Source organism: Gracilimonas halophila (genome assembly GCF_042684365.1).
GTDB classification, from domain to species: domain Bacteria; phylum Bacteroidota; class Rhodothermia; order Balneolales; family Balneolaceae; genus Gracilimonas; species Gracilimonas halophila.
The window spans coordinates 85,051-108,963 of sequence record NZ_JBHULI010000002.1; the positions used below are offsets into that span (position 1 = coordinate 85,051).

General features: G+C 44.5%; 17 protein-coding genes. 11 read left to right on the forward strand and 6 right to left on the reverse strand.

The genetic code is table 11. The annotated features are described in order from the left end of the window. Positions 1-3 precede the first annotated feature (3 nt). A complete protein-coding gene (gene ppk1 / locus ACFSVN_RS01500; RefSeq protein ID WP_390297552.1) occupies positions 4-2,244 on the reverse strand; it encodes a polyphosphate kinase 1 in 2,241 nt (746 codons plus the stop codon). Positions 2,245-2,336: 92 nt separating this feature from the next. Here ppk1 and ruvB point away from each other — a divergent pair, with 92 nt between their 5' ends. The 4 genes from ruvB (at position 2,337) to ACFSVN_RS01520 (ending at position 6,931) form a co-directional block, all read left to right on the forward strand. Next, positions 2,337-3,353, forward strand: a complete 1,017-nt coding sequence (ruvB, locus tag ACFSVN_RS01505; protein WP_390297555.1) for a Holliday junction branch migration DNA helicase RuvB — start codon at positions 2,337-2,339, stop codon at positions 3,351-3,353. Positions 3,354-3,463: 110 nt separating this feature from the next. Continuing rightward, positions 3,464-4,588: a methionine adenosyltransferase gene (gene metK, locus ACFSVN_RS01510; RefSeq protein ID WP_390297558.1), complete on the forward strand. Its 1,125-nt coding sequence runs from the start codon at positions 3,464-3,466 to the stop codon at positions 4,586-4,588. 171 nt (positions 4,589-4,759) lie between these two features. After that, the gene (locus tag ACFSVN_RS01515) at positions 4,760-5,554 is read left to right on the forward strand and encodes a DUF6962 family protein (RefSeq protein ID WP_390297561.1); all 795 of its coding nucleotides are present in this window, start codon (positions 4,760-4,762) and stop codon (positions 5,552-5,554) included. A 42-nt stretch (positions 5,555-5,596) separates the two neighbouring features. Further along, positions 5,597-6,931 (forward strand): amidohydrolase family protein, encoded by a 1,335-nt coding sequence (locus ACFSVN_RS01520; RefSeq protein WP_390297564.1) that lies wholly within the window; start codon positions 5,597-5,599, stop codon positions 6,929-6,931. Between the two features lie 35 nt (positions 6,932-6,966). Here ACFSVN_RS01520 and ACFSVN_RS01525 read toward each other — a convergent pair whose 3' ends face one another. Continuing rightward, positions 6,967-7,623: a DUF748 domain-containing protein gene (locus tag ACFSVN_RS01525; protein WP_390297567.1), complete on the reverse strand. Its 657-nt coding sequence runs from the start codon at positions 7,621-7,623 to the stop codon at positions 6,967-6,969. A gap of 145 nt (positions 7,624-7,768) precedes the next feature. Between ACFSVN_RS01525 and ACFSVN_RS01530 the strand changes: the two genes are divergently transcribed. The 3 genes from ACFSVN_RS01530 to ACFSVN_RS01540 are packed head-to-tail and all read left to right on the forward strand — an operon-like array spanning position 7,769 to position 10,754. Further along, entirely contained in the window at positions 7,769-9,088 is a 1,320-nt protein-coding gene (locus ACFSVN_RS01530; RefSeq protein ID WP_390297570.1) for an amidohydrolase family protein, read from the forward strand. Next, complete coding sequence (locus ACFSVN_RS01535; protein ID WP_390297573.1) at positions 9,085-10,275, forward strand: amidohydrolase family protein; 1,191 nt, start codon at positions 9,085-9,087, stop codon at positions 10,273-10,275. Before ACFSVN_RS01530 ends, ACFSVN_RS01535 begins: the two co-directional genes overlap by 4 nt. An 8-nt stretch (positions 10,276-10,283) precedes the next feature. Continuing rightward, positions 10,284-10,754 carry a YybH family protein gene (locus ACFSVN_RS01540; RefSeq protein ID WP_390297576.1) on the forward strand — a complete coding sequence of 157 codons (471 nt, stop codon included), beginning with the start codon at positions 10,284-10,286 and terminating at the stop codon, positions 10,752-10,754. Between the two features lie 577 nt (positions 10,755-11,331). Here the strand turns inward: ACFSVN_RS01540 and ACFSVN_RS01545 are convergent. The 3 genes from ACFSVN_RS01545 to ACFSVN_RS01555 form a co-directional block, all read right to left on the reverse strand. Continuing rightward, complete coding sequence (locus tag ACFSVN_RS01545; RefSeq protein WP_390297579.1) at positions 11,332-13,914, reverse strand: M14 family metallopeptidase; 2,583 nt, start codon at positions 13,912-13,914, stop codon at positions 11,332-11,334. Between the two features lie 203 nt (positions 13,915-14,117). Next, positions 14,118-14,420, reverse strand: coding sequence for a TolB family protein (locus ACFSVN_RS01550; RefSeq protein ID WP_390297582.1), 303 nt, complete (start codon positions 14,418-14,420; stop codon positions 14,118-14,120). Between the two features lie 51 nt (positions 14,421-14,471). Continuing rightward, positions 14,472-15,077, reverse strand: a complete 606-nt coding sequence (locus ACFSVN_RS01555) for a TolB family protein (RefSeq protein WP_390297585.1) — start codon at positions 15,075-15,077, stop codon at positions 14,472-14,474. Positions 15,078-15,340: 263 nt separating this feature from the next. On the opposite strand from ACFSVN_RS01555, the gene ACFSVN_RS01560 reads away from it, so the two are divergent. From ACFSVN_RS01560 to ACFSVN_RS01575, 4 genes are all read left to right on the forward strand, one after another. Next, positions 15,341-16,597 carry an Nramp family divalent metal transporter gene (locus tag ACFSVN_RS01560; RefSeq protein ID WP_390297588.1) on the forward strand — a complete coding sequence of 419 codons (1,257 nt, stop codon included), beginning with the start codon at positions 15,341-15,343 and terminating at the stop codon, positions 16,595-16,597. A 199-nt stretch (positions 16,598-16,796) separates the two neighbouring features. Then, complete coding sequence (gene trhA / locus ACFSVN_RS01565; protein WP_390297592.1) at positions 16,797-17,462, forward strand: PAQR family membrane homeostasis protein TrhA; 666 nt, start codon at positions 16,797-16,799, stop codon at positions 17,460-17,462. Then, positions 17,462-20,404: a hypothetical protein gene (locus tag ACFSVN_RS01570; RefSeq protein ID WP_390297596.1), complete on the forward strand. Its 2,943-nt coding sequence runs from the start codon at positions 17,462-17,464 to the stop codon at positions 20,402-20,404. The genes trhA and ACFSVN_RS01570 overlap by 1 nt, the downstream gene beginning before the upstream one ends. Next, positions 20,401-20,979: a DUF2911 domain-containing protein gene (locus tag ACFSVN_RS01575; RefSeq protein WP_390297599.1), complete on the forward strand. Its 579-nt coding sequence runs from the start codon at positions 20,401-20,403 to the stop codon at positions 20,977-20,979. Before ACFSVN_RS01570 ends, ACFSVN_RS01575 begins: the two co-directional genes overlap by 4 nt. Positions 20,980-20,985: 6 nt before the next feature. On the opposite strand, the gene uvrA is transcribed toward ACFSVN_RS01575, so the two are convergent. Beyond that, positions 20,986-23,802 (reverse strand): excinuclease ABC subunit UvrA, encoded by a 2,817-nt coding sequence (uvrA, locus tag ACFSVN_RS01580; RefSeq protein ID WP_390297602.1) that lies wholly within the window; start codon positions 23,800-23,802, stop codon positions 20,986-20,988. Positions 23,803-23,913: the final 111 nt, after the last annotated feature.

Here is a 23,913-nt window from a genome sequence, read left to right on the forward strand (position 1 = left end):
GGCTTATTCTGCTTTCGGGATCGGCTCTTCTGACTCTTTCATGTGATTCATAAGGTAGTCGTGAGCGCTTAGCTTCGATTTCCCCTTTTCCTTTTTAGCCCGATCATAACTGCCATCAGCTTTCAGTATCCACCGCTGCTTGTTATCATTGAAATATATATTGAGAACAAACTGCATATATTTTTTCAGCTTCTCATTTTCGATGGGGGCAATAGCTTCAACACGAGCATCCAAATTTCTGTGCATCCAATCTGCTGAGCCTATAAAGTATTTGTGTTCACCCCGGTGATTGAAATAGTAGATCCTCGAGTGCTCCAGGTAACGCCCGATAATAGAGTGTACCGTTATGTTCTCACTCATCCCTTCCACCCCGGGAATCAATCGACATACTCCTCGCACTATCAGATCAATATTCACGCCTGTTTCAGATGCTTCATATAGTTTTTGAATGATCACCGGGTCTTCCAGGCTATTCATCTTGGCAATGATACGCGCCGGCCGGCCTTCTTTTGCTTCATTGATCTCAAACTCGATCAGTTCATTCATCTGCTTACGCATGTGATTTGGCGCCACCAATAATTTCTCAAATGTTTGGTCAGGTGCATATCCGGTTAATAGATTGAACACATCGGTCACATCTGAACAAAGTACTTCATCACAGGTGAACAGTGCCAGATCTTCATAAAGCTGTGCCGTATCAGGGTGGTAGTTCCCGGTACCAATATGGCAATAGGTCCTCAGCCCGTCACTTTCTTCGCGAACCACCATGGTAAGCTTGGTGTGAATTTTAAGTCCGGGAATTCCATATGCCACATGAACACCGTAATTCTCCAATTGCTGTGCCCAGTTAATATTACGCTCCTCGTCAAAGCGAGCTTTGATCTCCACAAGAACAGCTACCTGCTTCCCTTCTTCTGCTGCATTCATCAGAGAATGCATCAAGGGGGAATCTTTAGAAGTTCTGTATAATGTCTGTTTGATGGCCAGTACTTTCGGATCACGGGCCGCTTCTTCTATAAAGCGCTGGGTAGAAAGTTCAAAACTGTGGTAAGGATGATGCACCATAAAATCCCCGCGTTTTATAACCTCGAAGATACTAGGCATGTCATCTTCGGGATTATGCTTTAGGACAGGATGAAGAACGGGTGTCCAGTTTCGCTCTTTAAGCCGATTGAAACCGCTGAGCCTGGCGATCTCCATCACATCCGCCAAACCGATCGTGCCTTTCATCTCATACACATCATTCCAGCTGATATTCAAATTCGTCACGATATATTTTTTCAAATGCTTCGGCATTTCCGCATCGATCTCCAGTCGTACGATCTCCGCAAATTTACGTTCCCGTAACTCATCCTCTATCGTTTCCAGCAGGTCTTCGGCCTCTTCCTCATTTCGGTCAACCGAAGCATTCCTTGTGACCCTGAACATATGAGCCGATAGCACCTTCATTCCCGGAAAGAACTGTGCCATCTTTTCCCTGATTAAATCTTCGATCGGACCCAGGATCACCTTATTCCCTTTCCGATGAACCTGAACAAAACGATTACGGTTGGCCGGGATCTTAAGCCGCGCAAAAGATTTCTCTTTCGTTCGCGGATTTATCAATTCAATAGCAAAGGAAAGGCTTTTGTTTGAAATGAACGGAAACGGGTGTGATTCATCAACAGCAAGCGGGGTGACTATAGGATACACCTGCTTTTGAAAATAGCGGTCGCTTACGCTTTGCTGATATTCGTTAAGGTCTTTATAGGATTTGATCTCAATCCCCTTATTTGCAAGCTTGGGCATCAATTCCTCAAAAAAACAACCCCGGTAAGACTCGATCATATTCTGAACTTCATGCCGTACTGCTTTCAGCTGATCAGATGGCGTCATTCCATCCACAGAAAGTTCTTTAACCTCAGCAAGTAGCTGTCTTTTAAGTCCGCCTACACGCTTTTGAAAAAACTCATCAAGGTTGGAACAGACGATGGAAAGAAATTTCACGCGCTCAAGCAGTTTGTTCTTTTCATTTTGAGCCTCAGCAAGTACGCGTTCATTGAATTTCAGCCAGCTCAATTCATAATTGAAAAAATACTCACCCCCGAAGATCTTCAAATCGCTGGAGCGCAGATCTTTTTGCATCCCCTTTTGCTTTAGGATCTCATTCTTTTTGGGATTTGCCAGTTTCTTGGCAAACTTAGATTTTTTATCCGATGAAGTATCAAAATTTACTTCATCCGGTGATAACGAAGACTTTTTCATGAGTACCGCAAATTAATTAGCCCATACAATTAGTGGCAAAACTAAGTATAATTACATTAACTTAGCGTAAACAATCAGACGAATATTACAACGTGAATAACCCGCTTTTAAATCCCGAAGAAAAAGAAGAAGTTTTTGAACAAACAGTACGTCCCGGCTCCCTTCAGGAATTTATTGGGCAAAAAAAAGCTATTTCCAATCTTTCTGTATTTATAAAAGCTGCTAAACAGCGGGGCGATGCCCTTGATCACGTGATCCTTTCCGGACCTCCCGGGTTGGGCAAAACCACACTTTCCTATATCATTGCCAATGAAATGGGCGTAAAGATCAGGCCAACCACCGGACCAGTTCTGGAGAAACCCGGCGACCTTGCGGGTATGCTTACCAACCTGGAAGAAGGTGATGTGCTATTCATTGATGAGATCCACAGGCTCAATCCGGTGATCGAGGAATATTTGTACTCCGCCATGGAAGATTATAAGCTGGATATTGTGATCGATTCCGGTCCCAACGCCCGAAGCATTCAGATCGAACTGAATCATTTTACACTGGTTGGTGCGACTACCCGAAAGGGATTATTGACAGCTCCCCTCCGTGCCCGTTTTGGGATCGATATGCGGCTGGATTATTACGATGTGGAACTGCTTCAGCGAATTGCACTGCGAACGGCGGACATCATGAGTTTGGGCATTACAGATGCAGGTGCGCATGAAATTGCAAGGAGAAGTCGTGGAACCCCAAGAATTGTGAACAAGCTCCTACGCCGCACACGCGATTTTGCCCAAGTCGATAACGTAGATACCATCGACGAAAAGATCGCCGACAAAGCCTTAAACGCCCTGGATGTGGATCAAAATGGATTAGATGAAATGGATATCAGAATCCTTAAAGCCATTATTGAAAACTATGATGGCGGCCCTGTCGGACTGAGTACATTGGGCGTAGCCGTTGGGGAGGACAAGGGTACTATCGAAGAAGTATATGAGCCGTTCCTCATCAAGGAAGGTTTTATGCAGCGCACTCCCAAAGGACGGATCTGTACGAAAAAAGCATATCAGTATTTAAGTATTGATCCGGGTAAAAAGGATGGGGATTTGTTTAGTTCATAGCTTTTTTCTCCTCAAATCTTTTTAACTTTGCGCACTTTATGATCACCGCCTGAATTCGCGGACATTATTTTCCTAACCGAAAGCACCTTATTACTCAGATTATTATTAGCATGAAAAACCTCTTTACCTCAGAATCCGTATCCGAAGGACATCCGGATAAAGTAGCCGACCAAATTTCAGATGCCATCTTAGACACCCTTCTCACCGACGATCCCGAATCCCGCGTAGCGGTAGAAACCCTTGTAACCACAGGCCTTGCCGTGGTTTCCGGAGAAGTGACCACTGATGCTTATGTGGATGTTCAGGAAATAGTTCGACAGGTGATCCGTGAGATCGGCTATACCAAACCCTCCTATCGTTTTGACTCTGAAAGCTGTGGTGTACTCACTACCATTCATACCCAGAGCCCTGATATCGCCATGGGCGTTGATCGTAATGGTGCCGGTGATCAGGGAATGATGTTCGGTTATGCTACCCGGCAGACACCCGAGTTTATGCCGATGCCGCTTCAATATTCACACAACTTGCTTCGGGAACTGGCTCGTATTCGTAAGAAAACAGACCTAATGCCTTACCTTGCGCCGGATAGTAAAAGTCAGGTTACCATTGAGTATGATGATGCCGGAGAACCAAAGCGTATTCACACTATCGTACTCTCAACACAACATGATGAAGGTGTTGAGCAGGCGCAGATCAAAGAAGATGTTAAAAAGCACCTGGTTTCTAAGGTACTTCCTGCTGAATTGTTAGATGATGAAACCATTTATCATGTGAACCCGACCGGCAAATTTGTGATAGGCGGACCGCACGGGGACACCGGACTTACCGGACGGAAGATCATTGTAGATACTTACGGTGGATTTGGCGCTCATGGTGGTGGAGCTTTTTCAGGAAAAGACCCATCCAAGGTGGATCGTAGTGCAGCCTATGCTTCCAGGCATATCGCCAAGAATATACTGGCTGCTGACCTTGCCGACGAGTGCCTTGTACAGCTTGCGTATGCGATCGGTGTTGCAGAGCCCGTTTCCATCAACGTGAATACCTATGGAACCGGAAAAATGAGCGATGTGGAGCTGGCCGATAAAGTAACCAAAACCTTTGACTGCACCCCAAAAGGAATCATTGAGCGGTTCAACCTGAAGTCTCCCATCTACAGAAATACGGCCGCTTATGGTCACTTTGGTAGAGAGGAATTTCCATGGGAGAAACTGGATTATGTGGATAAATTGGGATAGTGAATGTTGAACAGATGAATATTCAATATTGAATTAGACTCGTTAGACTCGTTCCCAACCTCCCGGTTGGGAATGCATGACGGAACCTCCGGTTCCACACATAGTTTACTTTCTTTTCGACAATCTCCCCATTTCTGTTATTTTCCGTGAATTCTTAATTCAATGGAGTTTATGGATAACGAGCGCTTTCAATCAGATTCAGGCCAGCCAACGATAGAGATCTTCGACATTCCCATCATGGAGCCAATGGTCACTTTCACCGACCTTTGGATCACCGCCGTTTGTTTGTATGCACTTGTTAAACTCATCAAGCTCAATAAGAAAGGGAAACTGCACCAGTACATGCGATGGTACTTTGGGATCATGGCGCTGGCTACTTTTTTGGGAGGGGTTCTTGGCCATGCCTTTCAATATGCAGTCGGGCTGGAATGGAAGCTACCCGGATGGCTCATCAGTATGCTTGCTGTGATGGCTGTTGAGCGCGCATCCATCATGCACGCCAAGCCGGTCATCAACGAGAAGTTCGGCAAGTTCCTGGAAGTGGCCAATGTGGTTGAACTCCTTACCTTTGCCGTGATCACCTTCACCACTTTAAACTTTTTCTTCATTCAGGTTCACTCGGCTTATGGCCTTGGATTGGTCGTTCTGCCATTGCATTTCCTCGTTTACTGGCGTACGAGAAATGAAGGGAGCCGTATTTTCTTTCTTACTGTACTTTTTGCCACCTTAGCTGCTTTCTTTTATACCAGTGAAATTGGATTGCACACCTGGTTCAACCATCTGGATATAGCTCACACGGTGATGGCCTTCAGTATGTACTTCTTCTACCGGGGCACCCTGAAACTGGAAGTACTGAAACCTGAAGACATTCATGAAGAAAAAGGTTCTTTTGCAGATGCTGTTCGCGATGCCTTTGAGGGATTAATAAAGAACCTGAAAAGAGAACATGTAGAAAATGACGAATAATTTCATATTCTTATACATTCACTAATACTTAATCATCCTGCCATGAAAAACGTAGCTCTCTTCTTACTTTTAGCATCCTGCTTATTGGTCTCTTGCGCTCCAGGCGAGCCGCAAACTGTATTCACCAATGTCTCAGTAATTCCAATGGACACTGAGTTGGTCTTAGAGGATCAAACCGTTGTCATTAAAGGAGATCGTATCGTCCAAGTTGCTCCTTCATCCGAGGTGAATGTAGCATCAAATGCCACCATCATTGACGGTGACGGGAAATACCTGTTACCCGGCCTAGCTGAAATGCATGGACACGTTCCCCCTACGGATCCCGGGCCTGATGCCCCCGACTATTTTGACGATGAGTACGTGGAAAGCACCCTGTTTTTATACATCTCAGCAGGTGTCACAACGGTGCGGGGAATGCTGGGATATGAGAATCAGCTTGAGTTGAAAGAGCGCGTTAACTCCGGTGAATTGATCGGGCCGAATCTTTATCTGGCCGGACCAAGTTTTAATGGCAACACAATTTCCTCCCCTGAACAAGCCGATGAACGGGTTCGTGTGCACAAAGAAGAGGGTTGGGATCTGCTCAAAGTTCACCCCGGATTATCTCTTGAGGAATATGATGCCATGGCAGAGACGGCTAATGAAATGGGTATCACTTTTGGCGGACATGTTCCTGCGAATGTTGGGGTGATCCATGCCATTGAATCCGGACAGATCACCATTGATCATGTGGATGGGTATGTGAATTACCTGCAGCAGTTTGATGGTGAGGAGATGGAAGAAAAACTGGCTGAAGTCATACAACTTACCAAAGAACATGATGTGTGGATCGTCCCGACCATGGCGCTATGGGAAACCATCATAGGTGCCGCCGATTACGAAGCCATGAAGCAATACGATGAACTGAAGTATATACCTGAAGCCGTTAAGCAGAACTACTTCGATTTTGCAGCTAATCCGCAAAGCGGTTACTCTTCTGATAATCCTCAGGAACGCGCCGAACTACGCACGCAGATCTTATCAGAAATGAATATGGCCGGTGTAAAGATACTGATGGGAACCGATGCCCCTCAGCTTTTCAGTGTTCCGGGAATTTCAATACACCGCGAACTGCCACACATGCAAGCCGCCGGAATGAGCAATTTTGAGATCATTGAAAGCGGAACAAAGAATGTAGGTGAGTATTTTGCCGATTGGGATGAGTTCGGAACTATAGCTGAAGGACAACGAGCGGATCTTATTTTAGTGAATGGGAATCCGCTGGAAGACCTTTCCGCCATTCAGGATCATTCCGGTGTAATGGTGCAGGGTAAATGGTATTCAAGGGAAATGATCGATGAGAAGTTAGCGGAAATAGCAGCTTATTATGCTGAATAACCAATAAGTCGGTGACTCAGGCAGTTACTTTATTGTCAGTTGTCAAACAGATTTCTGACTTTATTTTCCAGCTGTTCAACAACTCCGCTTCTGAGGGCTTCTTCCATGGCCTTTTGCAGTAATGGTTTCAGAACCTGCCGCACACTTTGTTTAATGGTGTTAGTTCCATTACGCCCAATATCATCAAGGGTTACCTCCGTTGTTCGCTCCCTTTCCAAGCTACTGCTTACCGTTATATTCCCGTCCTCAATCAGCAAGTATTGAATGATCAAAGAGGTTTCGGATGATTCTTCAGAAGCCAGATCCATAGTTTCATTCAGCTTTTTGAGGTTTACTCCAACTCCAATTTCCTCAAAAAAGAGATCCGGGCTTTTTACTATGATCTCGTTCACTACAATCTGATCGGAGAATAGGGACCAAATATCCATATTCATAGAAGCTTCCTTGATATATAGCGCCGGTTCATTGCTAAATCCTTCCGGGTTTTGAACCGTAAACCCGCTAATGGTTCCGCTCCCGCTAAATATTGAAACGCTTACGTTATCAACCGTAACCTGGGTTTGTAATAATTCTGAGCCATTTTCTTCGATCCCGGATCTTATCATGCCATCTAGTGACAAAGTGATCACCAGTATTGCTGCAATGATCACCACCACAAATCCGCCAACTATTTTTAAAACTTTATTTTTCATGTTTTTTTTGCCTGCTTGAACTTTGAAAACTTCAATCCAAGCTACTGTAGATTGTTCCATTTTCCTCTTTTTACGAAGCAACTCTTTTATGGCACTTCTTTTTTTATAAATTAAGCCCAATAAATTTTAACTAATCATTGACCTAATGAAAAAACCGATACGAAGTGTTTTACTCGCCTTGGTTTGTGTTCTTATGTTTGGGGTGAATGGGTTTTCACAATCCACACCACAGGCATTTACCGGGGCACAGATCATTCCCATATCAGGCGAGCCTATAAATAATGGGGTACTTATTGTACAGGACGGAAAGATCACCGCAGTTGGCGGTTCTAATACCCGGATTCCACGAGGAGCCGAAGTTCACGATGTTTCCGGACAAGTGATCTTGCCCGGACTTGTTGACACCCACTCTCACATTGGAGATGGTGATGGTGGCGACCGCTCTGCTACCTTACATCCTGATGTTCGCATTATGGATTCCATTGATCCAAGAAGCCCCTCATTCAAAAGAGCTCTTGCAGGCGGTATTACTTCTGTAAATGTAATGCCGGGTTCAGGACACCTGATGAGTGGACAAACCGTGTACCTGAAACTACGTAAAGCCAATGTTATTGAAGACATGCTGCTTTACACAGATGATGAAAAGACTATCTACGGCGGACTAAAAATGGCTAACGGAACCAACCCAAGAGGGAATCCGCCTTCACCGGGAACACGAGCAAAAGCTGCTTCCATGGTTCGTGAGCTATATATCAAAGCTCAGGAGTATCAGGCAAAGATCGAAGCTGCTTATGGCGACGAAAGTAAAATGCCTCCCCGTGATATCGGCATGGAAACTCTTGTAGAAGTTCTTGAAGGCAAGCGAATTGTTCACAATCATACGCACAAGCATCAGGATATTCTTACTGCTATGCGATTAGCCGAAGAATTTGACTATCGACTTGTTTTACAGCACGTAAGTGAAGCCTGGAAAGTAGCTGATGAAATTGCAAATTCTGATAATGTCCTGGGAGCTTCCATCATCACGCTCGATTCATTTGGTGGAAAGGTTGAAGCTGCTGAAATAAGAAACTCCAATGGTAAGGTTCTTGAAGAGGCCGGAGCACTGGTTGGATTCCATACGGATGACGGTATAACGGACTCCAGAATGTTTCTGCGCCATGCTGCTCTCGGTATTAAAGAAGGTATGAGTCGCGAAGAGGCCCTCAGAGCTGTAACCATCGCCAATGCCATTATGATGGATATTGATGACAAAGTAGGAACTCTTGAGGAAGGCAAAGATGCTGATTTCATCATCCTTAACGGAGATCCTTTCAGTGTTTATACTCATGTTCAGCAAACCTGGATCGAAGGACAGAAAGTCTGGGATCGCAGTAACGAAGAGGACAAAAAATTTGCTACCGGCGGATATCAGATCTATCCCGGTACCATTCATACACACCACGGAGAAGGAGGTTTGAAATGAGATTATTAAAAAAATTAATACTACTGCCGGCATTTTTACTTGCGTTTAGCTTTACAACTGAAGCACAGATCGCAGTTAAAGGTGAAACTGTTTATACCATGGCAGGTCAACCTATTTCAAATGGTGTGGTACTCATAAAAGATGGAAAAATTGAACGTGTAGGTTCAGGTATCAATATCCCATCCGGCTATGAAGTTTACGAAGCGAAAGTTGTTACGCCTGGTTTGATCGATGCCCACTCAGTGGTAGGCTTAGCCGGCCATCTGAATGTGGATGCCGATCAGGACCAACTTGAAACTTCCAACCCTATTCAGCCCGAACTTCGTGCCATTGATGCATACAATGCTCAGGAAGCCCTCGTTGGTTTTCTTCGTGATCAGGGAGTAACCACCGTTCATACCGGACACGGACCGGGAGCCCTTATAAGTGGCCAAACCATGATCATAAAAACTACCGGTGAAACGGTCGACGACAATTTGATCGAGGCCTCAAAAATGCTTGCCTTCACTTTAGGCGATAACCTGAGCCGCGCTTTCAGTAAGCCCGGAACTCGCGCCAAAGGGATCGCCATGCTGAGACAAGAGCTGATCAAAGCTCAAGCCTACCTGGAAAAAAGAAACAGTGAGGATGATTACAGCAAAGATCTGGGAATGGAAGCCTTAGCCGACTTACTTGAAGGTAAGAAAACGGCGCTGGTCACGGTTCATAAAGCCAACGATATCATGTCGGCCATTCGCTTACAGGAAGAGTTCGATTTTCCTATGATCCTGGATGGTATGGCTGAAGCCTATATGGTCATTGATGAGATCAAAGCTGGTGGATATTCTGTAACCATTCACCCGTCTATGATACGTCCGGGTGGCGATGCCAAGAACGCATCTATGGAAACAGCTGCTAAGCTGTATGAAGCGGGTATTCCTATCGCCTTCCAAAGTGGGTTCGAAGGATACGTACCCAAAACCCGTGTCGTTCATTACGAAGCCGGTGTTGCTGCTGCAAATGGCCTAGGGAAAGAAAATGCACTCAAAGTACTGACCATTGATGCTGCCAAGCTTTTGGGTATCGATAACCGTGTCGGCTCCCTGGAAAGGGGTAAAGATGCGGACCTGGTTATGTACAACGGCGACCCGCTTGAGTACATTACCAATGTCACCGGTGTGATCATCAACGGTGAAAAAGTGAAGTAACTTTTGTTATGACAACTACATTTAAAAAAGCGAAAGAGCCGGGAGAAATTCCGGCTCTTTTTGTTGAAGCCTGGATGAACCGTGATGCAAATATGCTCTCCTCCCTTTTCACAGAAGAAGCTGAGTTCGTGAATGTAGTGGGATTATGGTGGCATAATCGTAAAGACATCGAAAGGGCACATGCCTACGGCTTTGAGAATATCTTTGGGGAATCGGATCTGAGGATCATGGAGTCTTCTGTAAAATACCTGCATGAGGATATCGCCGTTGTTCATGCCCGAATGCGACTGAAGAACCAAACCCAAAAAGGTGAGGTAAGAACACCCTCAATACGTCAAAACATCTTTAGTTTTGTTGTGCAAAAGCAGGAAGGATCCTGGGTCTGGGTTTCTGCTCATAACACGGACATCGTTCCGGGTGCTGAAACCAATATCATTGATGAGGAAGGAAATTTCAGATCTGTTAATTACAGGAAGTGATAGGCCTAGCTTTGTCCATTACGGCTCAGTGAGCCGTAGGAAGGTTGCTATCATCAATTTATTAAAGGTAAGTTCGATATAAGGTCTCTGAAGTAGACCGCCATATAGGATTAGATAATTCGATGACAAACTGAGGCAGATGTCAAAGATAAAAAACTAAATCCCGGTTTTGTCATTTCGACCGGAAAGAATGAGCCTGAAAGGCGAATGAGTGGAGTGGAGAAATCTACGGAGATTGAATACAGCAATGCTGCTCTTTTCGACTCCGTAGATTTCTCAGCTTCTTTTCGTTCGTTTTCACTCACTACATTACGTTCGAAATGACAAGCGAGGCAATGGTAGTTAAAACCTAAGAACCAAAACTGTCAAATTACCTGACATCTACTAAGGATGGCAGGAATAAACAGCTTACTCGTCGAAGAATCTTTCGCAAATATGACCAATTGCTTCATGAACAATAATCAGTTCCCAAATGGCTTTCTTATCCTGAAAGTTTGCAGAATGAAAAAACTCACAAACAAAAAAAGCCCCGATGCTAAACATCGGGGCTTTTTTCTACTCTTATTTTACTGCTTCTTTAATTCGCTGTTCCACCACTTATGGTTTCACCAAAGAAAATGGCATTGGCAAACAGCTTATTGGTACCATACCAGAAAGCACGGAAGTTTGGATTATCCGTCATAGCAATAACATTACCACCTCCATAACTGCTTACTACAATGGCGCCGGAACCCTTGATTCGTTCAAGGTTCTCGTCGTTGCTATATCCACTTGCCAGTGGGTCATCAGTATAATACAACGGAGTAGAATATGGGTTCTCACCTTTCTCAATAAACAATGTGCTGTTACGAAAAACGGTGATATTCTCATTGTTAAATCCATATCCCAGAGGATGGGTCAGATCCAGTTTGGCGTTGAAGATACTTCCTCCAATAAAGCCGGCTCCACGATCTTCTCCTGCTTTTACATAGGGACGAACTTTAACTTCTTCCCCTTCATCAGAATCCTCATTCTCAACGTACTCTACATTTGCAAGTCCAAGGGATTTAGCCCAGCGTATTGCATTCTTAAACACGATCAGTGTACCACCATCGCGAACCCATTCCTTCAGGTTTTCGCCGGCACTTTCGGAAACACCGTATCCGCTGGAGATGATCACGTTATATCTGCTTAGATCGGTTCGGCCCACATTATCACTTTTAATGATCGAAAGTGGCATGTGATAACGCTGGTCAAATAAATGCCATGCTTCACCGACTTCACTTGAATTACTTCCTGAGCCGCCTATCATAGCAACTTTTGGAGCTTCTAGATTTTCGAAGTTTCCACTTCCCAGATCCATTCCTGAAGGAGTAAGTCCACTTGGCAGGTCGTACACCGTGATCCCATCTTCTTCGGTGATGGTCTGAATGATCTCATGTACTTTATCCTGATCGTCCTGTACACCCATTGGGATCATAATGGTACCGTAGTCAAAGTCTTTGGCTCCGTTTTCGATAACAGCTTTAAATGTCTGGGAAGCAACCTTGGCCCGAACGCCGTTTGCAAGTAATCGGTATAACGCACGGGGTGCGTAGTATTCATCCCATTCAAATGCATAGGCATATTGAGCTTTCTCACCTACCAATTCACCATTCAGCTCAAGCTCCTCTTCAGAAAACTCATCCCCCAGCATATTGGAGTTATAATCTCGGTTCAGTTCTGCAAAAGGAAGGTTGAATGCGTATGGCATCGTCCAGGTAGAAACATCATAGAATAAGCTGTCCGTAAACTCAGTACGTCGCTCAAACATGGCTGTCAACAGTTTGTACTGTCTTTGATTGGTTGGAACCACAAAAGCTTTACCGGCTTTAAAATCCTGATAATCACGAGCCAGTTCGTAAACATCGATTTGGTTTCGGTCCAGCATTTCGGCCAAATGTTTGGTTCGGGCCTGATCTGCTTCCTCTCCAAACACATACGCTTTGATCGGTGCATTTCGTGCTTCCTGAGCAGCTTCCTTAAAAAACTCCCGGGTATTTGCCAGTAACTCTTCTTTCAGTCCCTGAACTGCTTCAAGTGTAGAAAGGGACGTTACGAATTGGTTTTTAATGGTGAACGGAAATTTCACTATACCGTGGATACTTTCCTGTGCATGACCCCGAGAGCTGGCTTGCTCAAACAGAATACCTATGGAACCCTGTACATCAGGATAAGTAGATCCTTTTCCATAGTAAAAATCATCGAAGCTTTCGCGGGTGTAATACAGAGACTGGATATCATCAAGAGCTGCGGCATGATATTCTGCAATCGCACCGGTCAGTGCCTGATTTCGCTGTGGCGTAAGCGGATGTGTTCGAGAAGGAATTCCGGGTTGAAAGAAAAAGGTGGAATTGGTTCCCATCTCATGATGGTCGGTCAATACCTGGGGCATCCATTCATGGAATTTCGCTACACGGCCCTGACTTTCAGGGTGGATCATCGGCATCCAGTCACGGTTCAGATCAAACCAATAGTGATTGGTTCTTCCTCCCGGCCAGGTTTCGTCAAACTCTCTGCTGTTCGGGTCAGCAACCAACACATTCTTACTCTTGTTGGTATTCGCCCAGTGTGCAAAACGATCAAGCCCATCCGGATTAATACTCGGATCTACATTAATGATCGTATTCTGAAGCATGGAGTTTATTTCAGCACCTTGTGCAGCAGCAAGATAGTACACAACCGCAAGGGAAGCATTTGAACCACTCGGCTCATTCCCATGCACGCTGTAACTCATAGTTACTACAGCAGGCATCTGGGAAAGATCCAGATCATCGGATACCGAAGCGTCCGTAAGCTTTAGGTGCTCTTCCTTCAGCTCGTCAATATTTCGGTGGTTTTGAGGAGAGGTAATAGTGAGCATCAGCAACGGACGGTTTTCATACGTACGTGCATATTCGGTGATGGTCACGCGGTCAGAGGCTTCCGCAACTGCATACATGTAGTTTACCAGCTGGTCATGACGAACATGCCATTCTCCCAATTGAGCTCCAAGAATTTCTTCAGGTGTCGGGATATTGGAGTTATAAGTAACATCATCGGGCAAGTAATAATCAAGCGAGACCGGCTCAGGATTCAAAACCTGTGCCTGGACCATCACCCCGAAAAACAAGGAAATGAGAGTTGTAACAAATGCTTTCATAGTGAGATTAATTTGTGAAAAGTTTACATCCATAATAACGGAATGAATGGTAGCAGTTCAAAATGAAAAAAGCTTTAAAAAGAATGGGTTTCAGATCGGCAACAATCGAATTTTTATAACAGGAGGGCTTCGTTACTAAACATTAACTTTTTTCACGATTGGAGGCAGAGCCTCCGGCAGGCATTACGCAGCCCATGATCGGTTTAGTAGATTTTACCTTCTGGTCGGAAGGTTAGTGGTATTTGGTTACTGCCATCTTTATCCATGACCCAAATAGCCCCTTTTGGGCCCGAATAAATAATTTGTTGTCCATCGGGAGACCAATCGGGCATGGTTCCCCGCTCACCGAAGGTTAATTGCCTTAAACCACCTCCATTCTCACTCATGGTCCATATCTGAACATTCGAAGAAAATGCAATTGCATGAGCACTTGAAGAGTATTTTGGATAATAATCTGGGGCTTCATTTTCTATAAGTCGAATTGGATTGCTCCCATCAGAATCCACTGAAAAAATTTCTGAAGAATAAACACCAACTAAATACTGTATATGAGCAATTTATTTGCTATCCGGAGACCATGACGGCATCCTTGCCTCCCCATGTTCAGGTGTAAATACAATCCTTAGCTTTTCAGACCCATCATTTTTCATTTTCCATATAAAACTTTGTCCATTTGGGCTGTCATTATTTGAATCATATGCAATCCACTCTCCATTAGGACTCCAGTCGGGAAAGAAGTTGCGACCTTCAAAAGTAAGTTGCTCTATGGTGGAGGTATCTGTTGAGGTCCCATTGAACTTGACCTTAAAAATTTGAGCACCCGCTACATATACAATCCATTCCCCATTTGGGGACCATTCAGCATAGCCAGCATTAAGAATTTTTCTTTGGTTTCCTCCATCTGGGGTCATCGCCCAAATCCCGGCTGAATCAGGGTTATGAATGGATCGGTCGTTTGATGGATCGTATAGTTGAAGACCAGAGTGGTAATATATAATAGTATTTCCATCGGGACTCCAGCGAGGGAATTCCTGGTAAGGAGGGGGAGGCAAATCAATGGAGATCCCGTCATCGTCTCCATCATCTTTCCCGCCTATGATTTCACAGCCAAAAGTGGTAAGTATTAAACAAGCAATTAAGAATAATGGGCAGGGTTTTTTCATCTTATCTCTCAACATTAATTATTTACACACAATACATACTCAAACAAGCCAAATGTTACAATTAGATTGTATGGATATATAAATAATTTTTAGTGATTAAGAGGGGTACTTTTGAGGTGTAATTTCTATATCGTTATAATTATCTAAGTCTTTCATTCAACATAAAATAGCGAATGACCGATTTGTGAATACTCGGTCAACCGACCATTTAAGAATTGAATTTTTCTGTATAATCTACCCGATAGAAATAAAAATATCAGGATATGGAGTCGGAAAAGGTAAAGTCAACTTTCAAATACGCCTTCGGGCCGGGATTGATCCTGGCAGCGGCAGCTATCGGGGTTTCGCATTTAGTCCAATCTACCCGCGCCGGGGCTGATTATGGATTTAACCTCGTTTGGGCAGTCGTTATTGCCAGCCTGATGAAATACCCCTTCCTGGAGTACGGTCCCCGTTATGCCGCAACCACCGGAGAAAGCCTGATCGCAGGATATAAAAAGCTGGGGAGTTGGGCGCTGTGGATCTATATCATTTTCACAGTAGGAACCATGTTCGCCATTCAGGCAGCCGTTACCATAGTTACGGCAAGTCTGGCCGTGGAGCTAACCGGCATTGAGCTTCCTCTTTTGATCTGGAGTATTATCATTTTAGCTATTTGTATAGGAGTTCTCTTTCGCGGGCAATATTCCGCTCTCGACTCTATCATAAAACTTGTGATGGTCGTACTAACCATCTCTACTGTTGCTGCTTTTGCTGTTGCTCTTCTTGACGGCCATTCTCCTTCCCTTACTGAAACGCCTTCCGTTTGGAATGTGGCTGGCATCACTTTTCTCATCGCCCTTATGGGCTGGATGCCTATCCCCATAGATGCCTCCGCCTGGCATTCACTCTGGACCTTAGAGCGCGAAAAGCAGACCAATCATCGTTCGTCGTTGAAGGAAAGTCTGCTGGATTTCAACATCGGCTATATCGGGTCGGCTATTTTAGCTCTGATCTTTCTCGGATTGGGAGCGTTGGTGATGTTTGGATCGGGCGTTAGTTTTTCCTCAGCCGGAGCTGCTTTTGCTCAACAACTCATAGATCTCTATACACAAACGCTTGGCGACTGGGCGCATTGGATCATTATTATCTGTGCTTTTACCACCATGTTCAGCACTACGCTTACTGTGACAGATTCCTATCCAAGAGTAAGCCAAGAGATCTTTCGGGTGATGAATGCGGGCAAAGATAGCGACTCTTGGATATTTTCTTACAAAGGACTACTGTTCGGCATCTCCGTTATTTCAATGTTGGTGCTGTATATCACAGGAAGTCAGTTCACCTACATCATCGATCTCGCTACCTCGCTTTCATTTCTCACTGCACCTGCGTTGGCTTTCATCAACTACCGGCTCATCATGTCCTCCTATTTCCCGGAAGAACATAAGCCTCCAATCTGGCTTCGGATATTAAGCTGGTTTGGGATGATCTTTCTATCAGTATTTGCCCTGCTCTTTTTCTACTGGCGATTTTTTGTGTAGAGAGCAACCTTCCGGCGTCCCCCCGAATAATTCGGGATGGAAGCGTTGCGGTGGTTATTCATGGATCTTCAACCTATTCATACAGCGAACGCTCCAAGATCTTTTCAGACGCCTGGAGGTTCTTTTTCCCGTAGTTCATAATTTCCTGAGAAGCTCTATATTTCAGTCACTTAATTGATAACCTACTTAAGACACCGTTTTGCAAACTCTATTTCCACCAAGAGAGCCTTTTAATGCATATTCCCATTACCTGGGTGCATTAATTTCTACTGTTTGGTTGTTTTTTTTAATGGATGCTGCTTCTGAAAGCCCCATGGGGCATAAAGTTTCTTTTTTGATCTACGGGATCTCCGTGATCCTCATGTTTCTTTCCAGTGGAGTTTACCATACGCTTAATGTTCAAAATAAAACCGAAGAGCTTTTCAGACTTTTTGACCATATACTTATTTACGTAGTTATTGCCGGATCTTACACTCCAATGTGTATGATCGCATTGCAAGGAGCCTGGCAATGGGGGATGTTGCTTGGGATCTGGCTATTTGCCGGTGCCGGCATCCTTAAGAAAACCCTTTGGCTGAATGCACCAAGATGGCTTTCTACCGTAATTTATCTGTTGATGGGTTGGGTTTCCGTGATCATTCTTCCCATTATATGGAAATTGCTGCCCCACGCCTTCATTTATTGGATCGCGCTCGGGGGGGCATTCTATACGATAGGTGCAGTTATTTATGGAATAAGAAAACCTGATCCTATCCCAAATGCTTTCGGCTTCCACGAAATTTGGCATTTATTTGTTATGGGCGGTGCTTTTTCACATTATTGGGCGATCTATCACTACTTACCTGAATTCAATCTTCCGGCTTAATGAAGCAATTCAAAATTATTTTACTCAGCGTGTTCGTGCTCTTCCCGGTGTTGGCCTTCAGTCAATTGTATAACCCCTTGAACTACAACGCATTTGTCGTTAACCGTCCCGCAGGGTTAAACTGGCAGGAAATACAAACCGACCATTTCAGGATCATCTTCCCTGATGGTGAAGACTCGCTCGCCTATCGGTCTGCAGCTATTTTAGAAAGTCATTATTCAGAAGCCAGGGAACTCACAGGGGGCACACTCAAAAATTTTCCGGTTATACTCACCAACTACAATGATCTCTCAAACGGATTTGTAAATTCCGTTAATTTCAGGTCTGAGGTCGATCTTGCCTCCATTAAGGGCAAGGGAATGAATCCACAATCAGGTGACTGGCTGGAAACCGTTCTTCCGCATGAACTCATTCATGCTGCTCACTTCAATGTTCAAATTCCATGGGAGGGAAAAAAGCTAAGCATCCCAAATTTAGTCAGCGTTATTTCACCTGATCTTGCCCGTACTTTTCATGGCTATCCCCCGGTTGGTTTTCACGAAGGGCTTGCGGTGTATTATGAAACGGAATCGGTTGCCCCTATGGGAGGAAGAGGTAATTATACTTTTTCAACCAACCGATTTAATTCCAACTTCGGTAGTAGTGATCGCTGGAATATGGGCCAAACCCTGACTCCCTCTGATTATTCCCAGCCATTCAATCGACATTATATTTCAGGATATTCGTTCATTGACTGGCTCCACAACGAATATGGAGATGACATTTCTAAGGATGCCATACGCTACCACTACCATAATTTCTTTCTGGGATATGGTTTTACCCTTCGTCAGAAAACAGGAAATTGGCCAGGAAAATTATATCGCCTTTATGAAGAGGATCTAAAAGAATATGAGCGAAATCGCCGTTCTCAGATCGTTAAAAATACTACTGAAAGCTCAGTCATCTTAGACACCCCCTACAAAGGAGAAGAGACCCATGCTCCAAAATGGATCGATGAAGACCAACTTCTTTTTTATGGTTCCTTTTATAACGGAAGAGTTGGTTTTTATTCCTGTGATCTGCTTACCGGATCTTTCAACATGATCAAAGAAACGTTTGGAGTCGGTGATTATAATTATGAGATCGATAACGATGGGCTTTTATTTTTTAGCTCTTACTATCGTGACCCGCTTTATACAGGAACCTATAAAACAGATCTGCGAACAATAGATCTTAATACCGGTGAAACCGAACGACTGACTAAGGAGGCACGAATCTATGCGCCTACTTCCAATGGCGAGCGATTACTTGCACTGCAAACAAGGGGTTCCGGAGCACAGATCGTTGAAGTAATCGAAAATGGCGAAACAAAAGTCATAAAAACATTTCAGAATGCCATACCGGTAAGTCTTCAGTTCAACCCTAAAAATGCCAACGAACTCGCTGTTATCATCAACCAAAGAGGAGTTCAAGCTCTCTGGCTTACCACACTGAGTTCTATTTCTAATGACCTTGATCGCGAACCCACACTGGCTTTTAGAAATGCCTCCATCCACGACCCTGAGTGGCACCCTTCGGAGAACAAGATCATGTTCACTATGGATGCTTCCCCGGCCATGAACGTTTATGAATTTGACCTTGATACCAAAGAGATCGTTCAGTTAACGTCATCTTTGTATAATGCTTTCGAAGCTTCTTATTCCCCAAGTGGGCAACAAATTGCTTACGTGGTCCAAGAAGTAAATGAGCGCAAGATCGCTACCCTGGAAAGAGCTGACTTTCTAAACCGGAAAGTATCTGATCGTGCTTTACTGACCGGAACCGAATTGAAACAAGAATTACAACGGCCTTTACTGGGTAGCGATCTTATAGATTCTGTGATGGACTATGAGAAGACTTCCTATAAAGGAGGTCTAAAATGGTTAAAGCCACGGGTTATTTTCCCAATTATTGAGGAAAAAGCGAATACCTATCAAAGCGGGGTTTCTATTTCCAGCATTGATCCGCTTTCCAGTCAGGCTTACTCGGCAGAATTAACAGGAATTCAAAATCGGGTGTGGTATGATGTTACCTATACCAACAAGTCGTTTTACCCGGGAGCCCGCATCTCTGCGTATAGCGAACCTCAGTTTTTCCCTCTCCAGAATGCTAATGAAACCTTTTCCCTGATGAGGCAAGACAGAGGATTAGGGTTTTCCATTCCTTTTTCCTACTCATTCCGATCTGACACCCGATTCAGCGGGATCTCTTTTGAGCCGGAATTTAAGATCGAGCAGTTCAAATACTATGATCTTCAGGCGAATGAATTGACAGATTTTTTCAACCGATACCGCGCCGGTTTCTACTCTCAGCTTAGCCTCGGAATCCTAAACCTCCCGCGTGACATTCAACCTTCTTCAGGTATCTCTTTCTTTGGATTATTTGAGCAAACCTTCAAAGAGCAGCAGGTATCTGTTCCAACCCCCATTGGAACCTACGAGCCACCAAACCGTACTCTTTGGTCTGCTTATTACGGTGCGTTCGGATATGTATCTCCTTTTCGCAAACTGAACCAATCTCTTCGTCTGGATGTGAGGATGTTAAGTCAAAGCACCAGTCCGATATACTCAAATGACACGATAATTCCTTTAGGTTTTTCAGAGGATATCTTCCCGAACTTCATCGACCAGCAAAGAGCATTTAAAAATATTGGGCGTTTTAGCACGCGTTATACCATTCCTTTATTCTATCCGGATAATGGAATGCTTACCGTGCCACTCTACTTAAGCAGTATTTATCTGACTGCTTTTTCACACACTTTAACTGATATGGATTCAAATAATTTAGTAGAATCAAGCCGTAGTATTTTTGGTGCGGGACTTCATTTCCAGTTTAAAGTATCGAACTTGTTGTTCGATTTTGGAGTTGGCCTTGCATATGAACCTACTCGTGAAAACACTCAATTTATCCTTGGCCAGTTTTGATCCAGCATACTTTTATTAAGACCACTCTCCTTGTACTTTCAGCGTTGTTATGCACTTTTTTATACAGTTGCACCGACCAGGAAACTGACAATCAACAACAAGTACAAAATGGAAATAGGAAGAGCCCTATTGCCATTGCTTCAGTTAAATATGACGGAGCCTATATCAAAGTTGTTTATGGCCAGCCCTACCGGCGAGGCCGAACTGTTTTTGGAGACCTTGAACCCTGGGGCGAAGTTTGGAGAACCGGAGCAAACGAGGCGACCGAGATCACTCTTACTAAAACGATTTTGATGGGCGATGAAGCGATCCGCGCCGGAACTTATGCTTTATTTACAATTCCGGAACCCGACTCTTTTACGGTGATCCTGAATCACGAATTAGGTCAATGGGGTGCCTTCAACTACAACCCCGACCGGGATTATAAACGAATGAAGTTCCCGACCAATCGCTTGCCCATCCCGGTGGAGGCCTTCACTATAGATTTCACAGATCCACAACAAAGCATGACAGCCATGATCCTTCGCTGGGATTTTGTACAGATAGATATCCCCATCAGGTTTTATGGGGAATAACAGTCTTTATTTCTCTTCCAGATACTCTTTCAAAAACCGGCCGGTATGACTTTCATCCTTGTTCATGAGGTCTTCCGGGGTCCCTTCCGCTATTACCTGACCACCACCGAAGCCACCCTCAGGACCTAAATCGATAACCCAATCGGCACACTTGATAATATCCAGGTTGTGTTCGATAATGATAACGGAATGACCCTGCTCCACCAACTCATTGAATGAATCGAGGAGCTTCGCCACATCTTCAAAATGAAGTCCGGTGGTTGGCTCATCAAAAAAGTAGAGGGTGTGGTCGGTTGAGGTTTTAGAAAGAAACTTCGCAAGCTTAACCCTTTGTGCCTCGCCACCTGACAAAGTTGTAGCGCTTTGGCCCAGTTTCAAATAACCCAGCCCCACATCTTCCAGTGGTTGTAGTTTGTTGATGATCGTCGTCTCGTCCACGAAAAACTCGATGGCTTCAGAAACGGGCATTTCCAGCACATCGTGGATATTCTGCCCACGATATTTAACATTGAGAACATCCTTTCGGAATCGGGTTCCGTTGCACACTTCACAGGTCAATTCTATATCAGCCATAAACTGCATCTCGATGCGCTGCACACCTTCCCCCTGGCAATTTTCACAACGTCCGCCCGGAACATTGAAAGAAAAATGACCGGGAGTATACCCCATGATCTTAGCCTGCTTGGTATTGGAAAAAAGATCCCTGATTCCGTCAAAAGCCTTTGTATAGGTGGCAGGATTTGAACGTGAAGATCGGCCTATCGGACTTTGGTCCACCATTTCAACCCCATGTACAGCAGCCATTCCTGACAAATCGGAGAACCGTCCAACTTTATCGTTATAAGACCCAATGTGTTTTTGGATACCGGCATATAGTGTATCATGAACAAGCGTTGATTTACCCGAACCTGAAACTCCCGTCACCACTGTCATCATTCCCAGCGGGAAATCCACATCAATATTTTTGAGGTTATGCTCGGATGCTCCTTCCAATGAAATGGTCTTGCCTGATCCCTTTCTTCGTTTTTTGGGAATGGGAATTTCTTTTCTCCTACTCAGGAATTTCCCGGTCAAGGTATCGGCTTTCAGCAGTTTTTCAACATCTCCCTGGAAAACAACTTCTCCGCCATGTGTTCCTGCAAACGGACCTATATCAATGACATTATCAGCCGCTTTTATCATTTCGGGATCGTGCTCCACCACCAGTACCGTATTCCCGATATCCCTAAGCGATTCCAGGATCTTAATAAGTCTGTCGTTGTCTCGCGGGTGAAGCCCTATCGTCGGCTCATCAAGCACGTACATACTTCCGATCAATGAAGAACCAAGGGCGTTGGCCAAACTGATTCGCTGAGATTCTCCGCCACTTAATGTATTTGCGAGGCGGTCAAGTGTTAGATAATCCAAACCAACTTCATCCAGATATTTCAATCGCTTCCGGATCTCATAAAGGATCTGTCCCGCAACCCCTTCCTCAAATTCAGTAAGCTCAAGATTTTCAAAATATTCTCTGGCATGCCCGATAGTAAGTTCCGAGACTTCCCCAACGTGCAGATCACCCACTTTTACGTACAGCGCATCTTTACGAACGCGATAGCCCTCACAATCGGGGCAACGACTGTATCCTCTGTAACGGGAATACAATACACGCATATGGACTTTATAAGACTGATTCTTGATCTCATCAAAGAATTTCCAGATACCGATGTATTCATCCTTCCCCTTCCAAATAACGTCCTTAACTTCCTTGGGAAGTTCTGCATACGGGGTATCGATGGAGAACTTTTCACGGGCTGCTACTTTGATCAGATCCCGTAAATGCATACTGAACTTTTGTGATGTAAAAGGAGCAATTGCCCCATTTCTGATCGTCTTTTGATGATCCGGGATCACCAGGTCTTCGTCGATGCCCGCTACTTTTCCAAATCCTTCACAATTATCACAGGCTCCAAATGGGTTGTTAAAGGAAAACATCTGCGGTGTGGGCTCCTGAAACTCGATCCCATCCATTTCAAACCGCTCGCTGAAATTCAGTTCTTCTCCATCTTTCATTTTGATGGAACAACGTCCCGCTCCTTCCTGAAAAGCTGTTTCAAGGGAGTCAGCAATTCGGGTTCGGGTTTCCTCGTCATCTTTCAATACCAATCGATCAATAAGCACCCGGTGTTTACTGGCTTTGAATTTTTTCGGGTTGATATCGTCAGTGGTCAGATCCACCATGCTCTCATCATCGATATTGAGCAGGCGCGTTAATCCTTTTTCTTTCAGCACCTTCAGTTCTTCGTCCAGCTTCTTTTTCTCGTGCTGAGGAATGGGATGCAACACATAAAACCGCTCACCTTCATCCTGAGTGTCATATAATTTCTTGATCGCCGTGCGGGGTGAATCTTTCTTTACCTCTTCCCCGGATTTTGGCGAGATCGTTTTTCCGATGCGGGCAAATAACAGGCGGACGTAATCGTAAATTTCGGTTGTGGTACCTACGGTAGAACGGGGATTGCTTGAAGTGGTCTTCTGCTGAATGGCCATAGCAGGAGAAATACCCTGCATGAAATCCACGTCCGGTTTGTCCATTCGCTCCAAAAACTGACGAGCATAACTGGAAAGGCTTTCCACATATCGGCGCTGACCTTCCGCATAAATAGTATCAAAAGCGAGGCTCGATTTTCCTGAGCCGGAAACGCCGGTTACCACCGTTAGCTTACCCCGCGGGATCTCGACATCTATGTTCTTTAGATTGTGCGTTCGAGCACCCTTAATTACGATCGGCCGTTCTTCTTCTTGTTCTTTCGCTTTTTTGGAAGCTGTTTCTGCTGTGGACATATAGAATTTTAATTCTGAATTCGTCGAACCTTGAATATAAGGATTTAGCGCCGGCAAACCGACACCATCTCACAACAAAAAAAGCGAGAGATACTATCCCTCGCTTTTTAA

What these genes read in the sequence shown, in the direction of transcription:
- ppk1 (WP_390297552.1), bottom strand. Translation starts at nt 2,244, where the DNA reads ATGAAAAAGTCTTCGTTATCACCGGATGAAGTAAATTTTGATACTTCA.
- metK (WP_390297558.1), top strand. Translation starts at nt 3,464, where the DNA reads ATGAAAAACCTCTTTACCTCAGAATCCGTATCCGAAGGACATCCGGAT.
- ACFSVN_RS01515 (WP_390297561.1), top strand. Translation starts at nt 4,760, where the DNA reads ATGGATAACGAGCGCTTTCAATCAGATTCAGGCCAGCCAACGATAGAG.
- ACFSVN_RS01520 (WP_390297564.1), top strand. Translation starts at nt 5,597, where the DNA reads ATGAAAAACGTAGCTCTCTTCTTACTTTTAGCATCCTGCTTATTGGTC.
- ACFSVN_RS01525 (WP_390297567.1), bottom strand. Translation starts at nt 7,623, where the DNA reads ATGAAAAATAAAGTTTTAAAAATAGTTGGCGGATTTGTGGTGGTGATC.
- ACFSVN_RS01530 (WP_390297570.1), top strand. Translation starts at nt 7,769, where the DNA reads ATGAAAAAACCGATACGAAGTGTTTTACTCGCCTTGGTTTGTGTTCTT.
- ACFSVN_RS01535 (WP_390297573.1), top strand. Translation starts at nt 9,085, where the DNA reads ATGAGATTATTAAAAAAATTAATACTACTGCCGGCATTTTTACTTGCG.
- ACFSVN_RS01540 (WP_390297576.1), top strand. Translation starts at nt 10,284, where the DNA reads ATGACAACTACATTTAAAAAAGCGAAAGAGCCGGGAGAAATTCCGGCT.
- ACFSVN_RS01545 (WP_390297579.1), bottom strand. Translation starts at nt 13,914, where the DNA reads ATGAAAGCATTTGTTACAACTCTCATTTCCTTGTTTTTCGGGGTGATG.
- ACFSVN_RS01555 (WP_390297585.1), bottom strand. Translation starts at nt 15,077, where the DNA reads ATGAAAAAACCCTGCCCATTATTCTTAATTGCTTGTTTAATACTTACC.
- ACFSVN_RS01560 (WP_390297588.1), top strand. Translation starts at nt 15,341, where the DNA reads ATGGAGTCGGAAAAGGTAAAGTCAACTTTCAAATACGCCTTCGGGCCG.
- ACFSVN_RS01570 (WP_390297596.1), top strand. Translation starts at nt 17,462, where the DNA reads ATGAAGCAATTCAAAATTATTTTACTCAGCGTGTTCGTGCTCTTCCCG.
- uvrA (WP_390297602.1), bottom strand. Translation starts at nt 23,802, where the DNA reads ATGTCCACAGCAGAAACAGCTTCCAAAAAAGCGAAAGAACAAGAAGAA.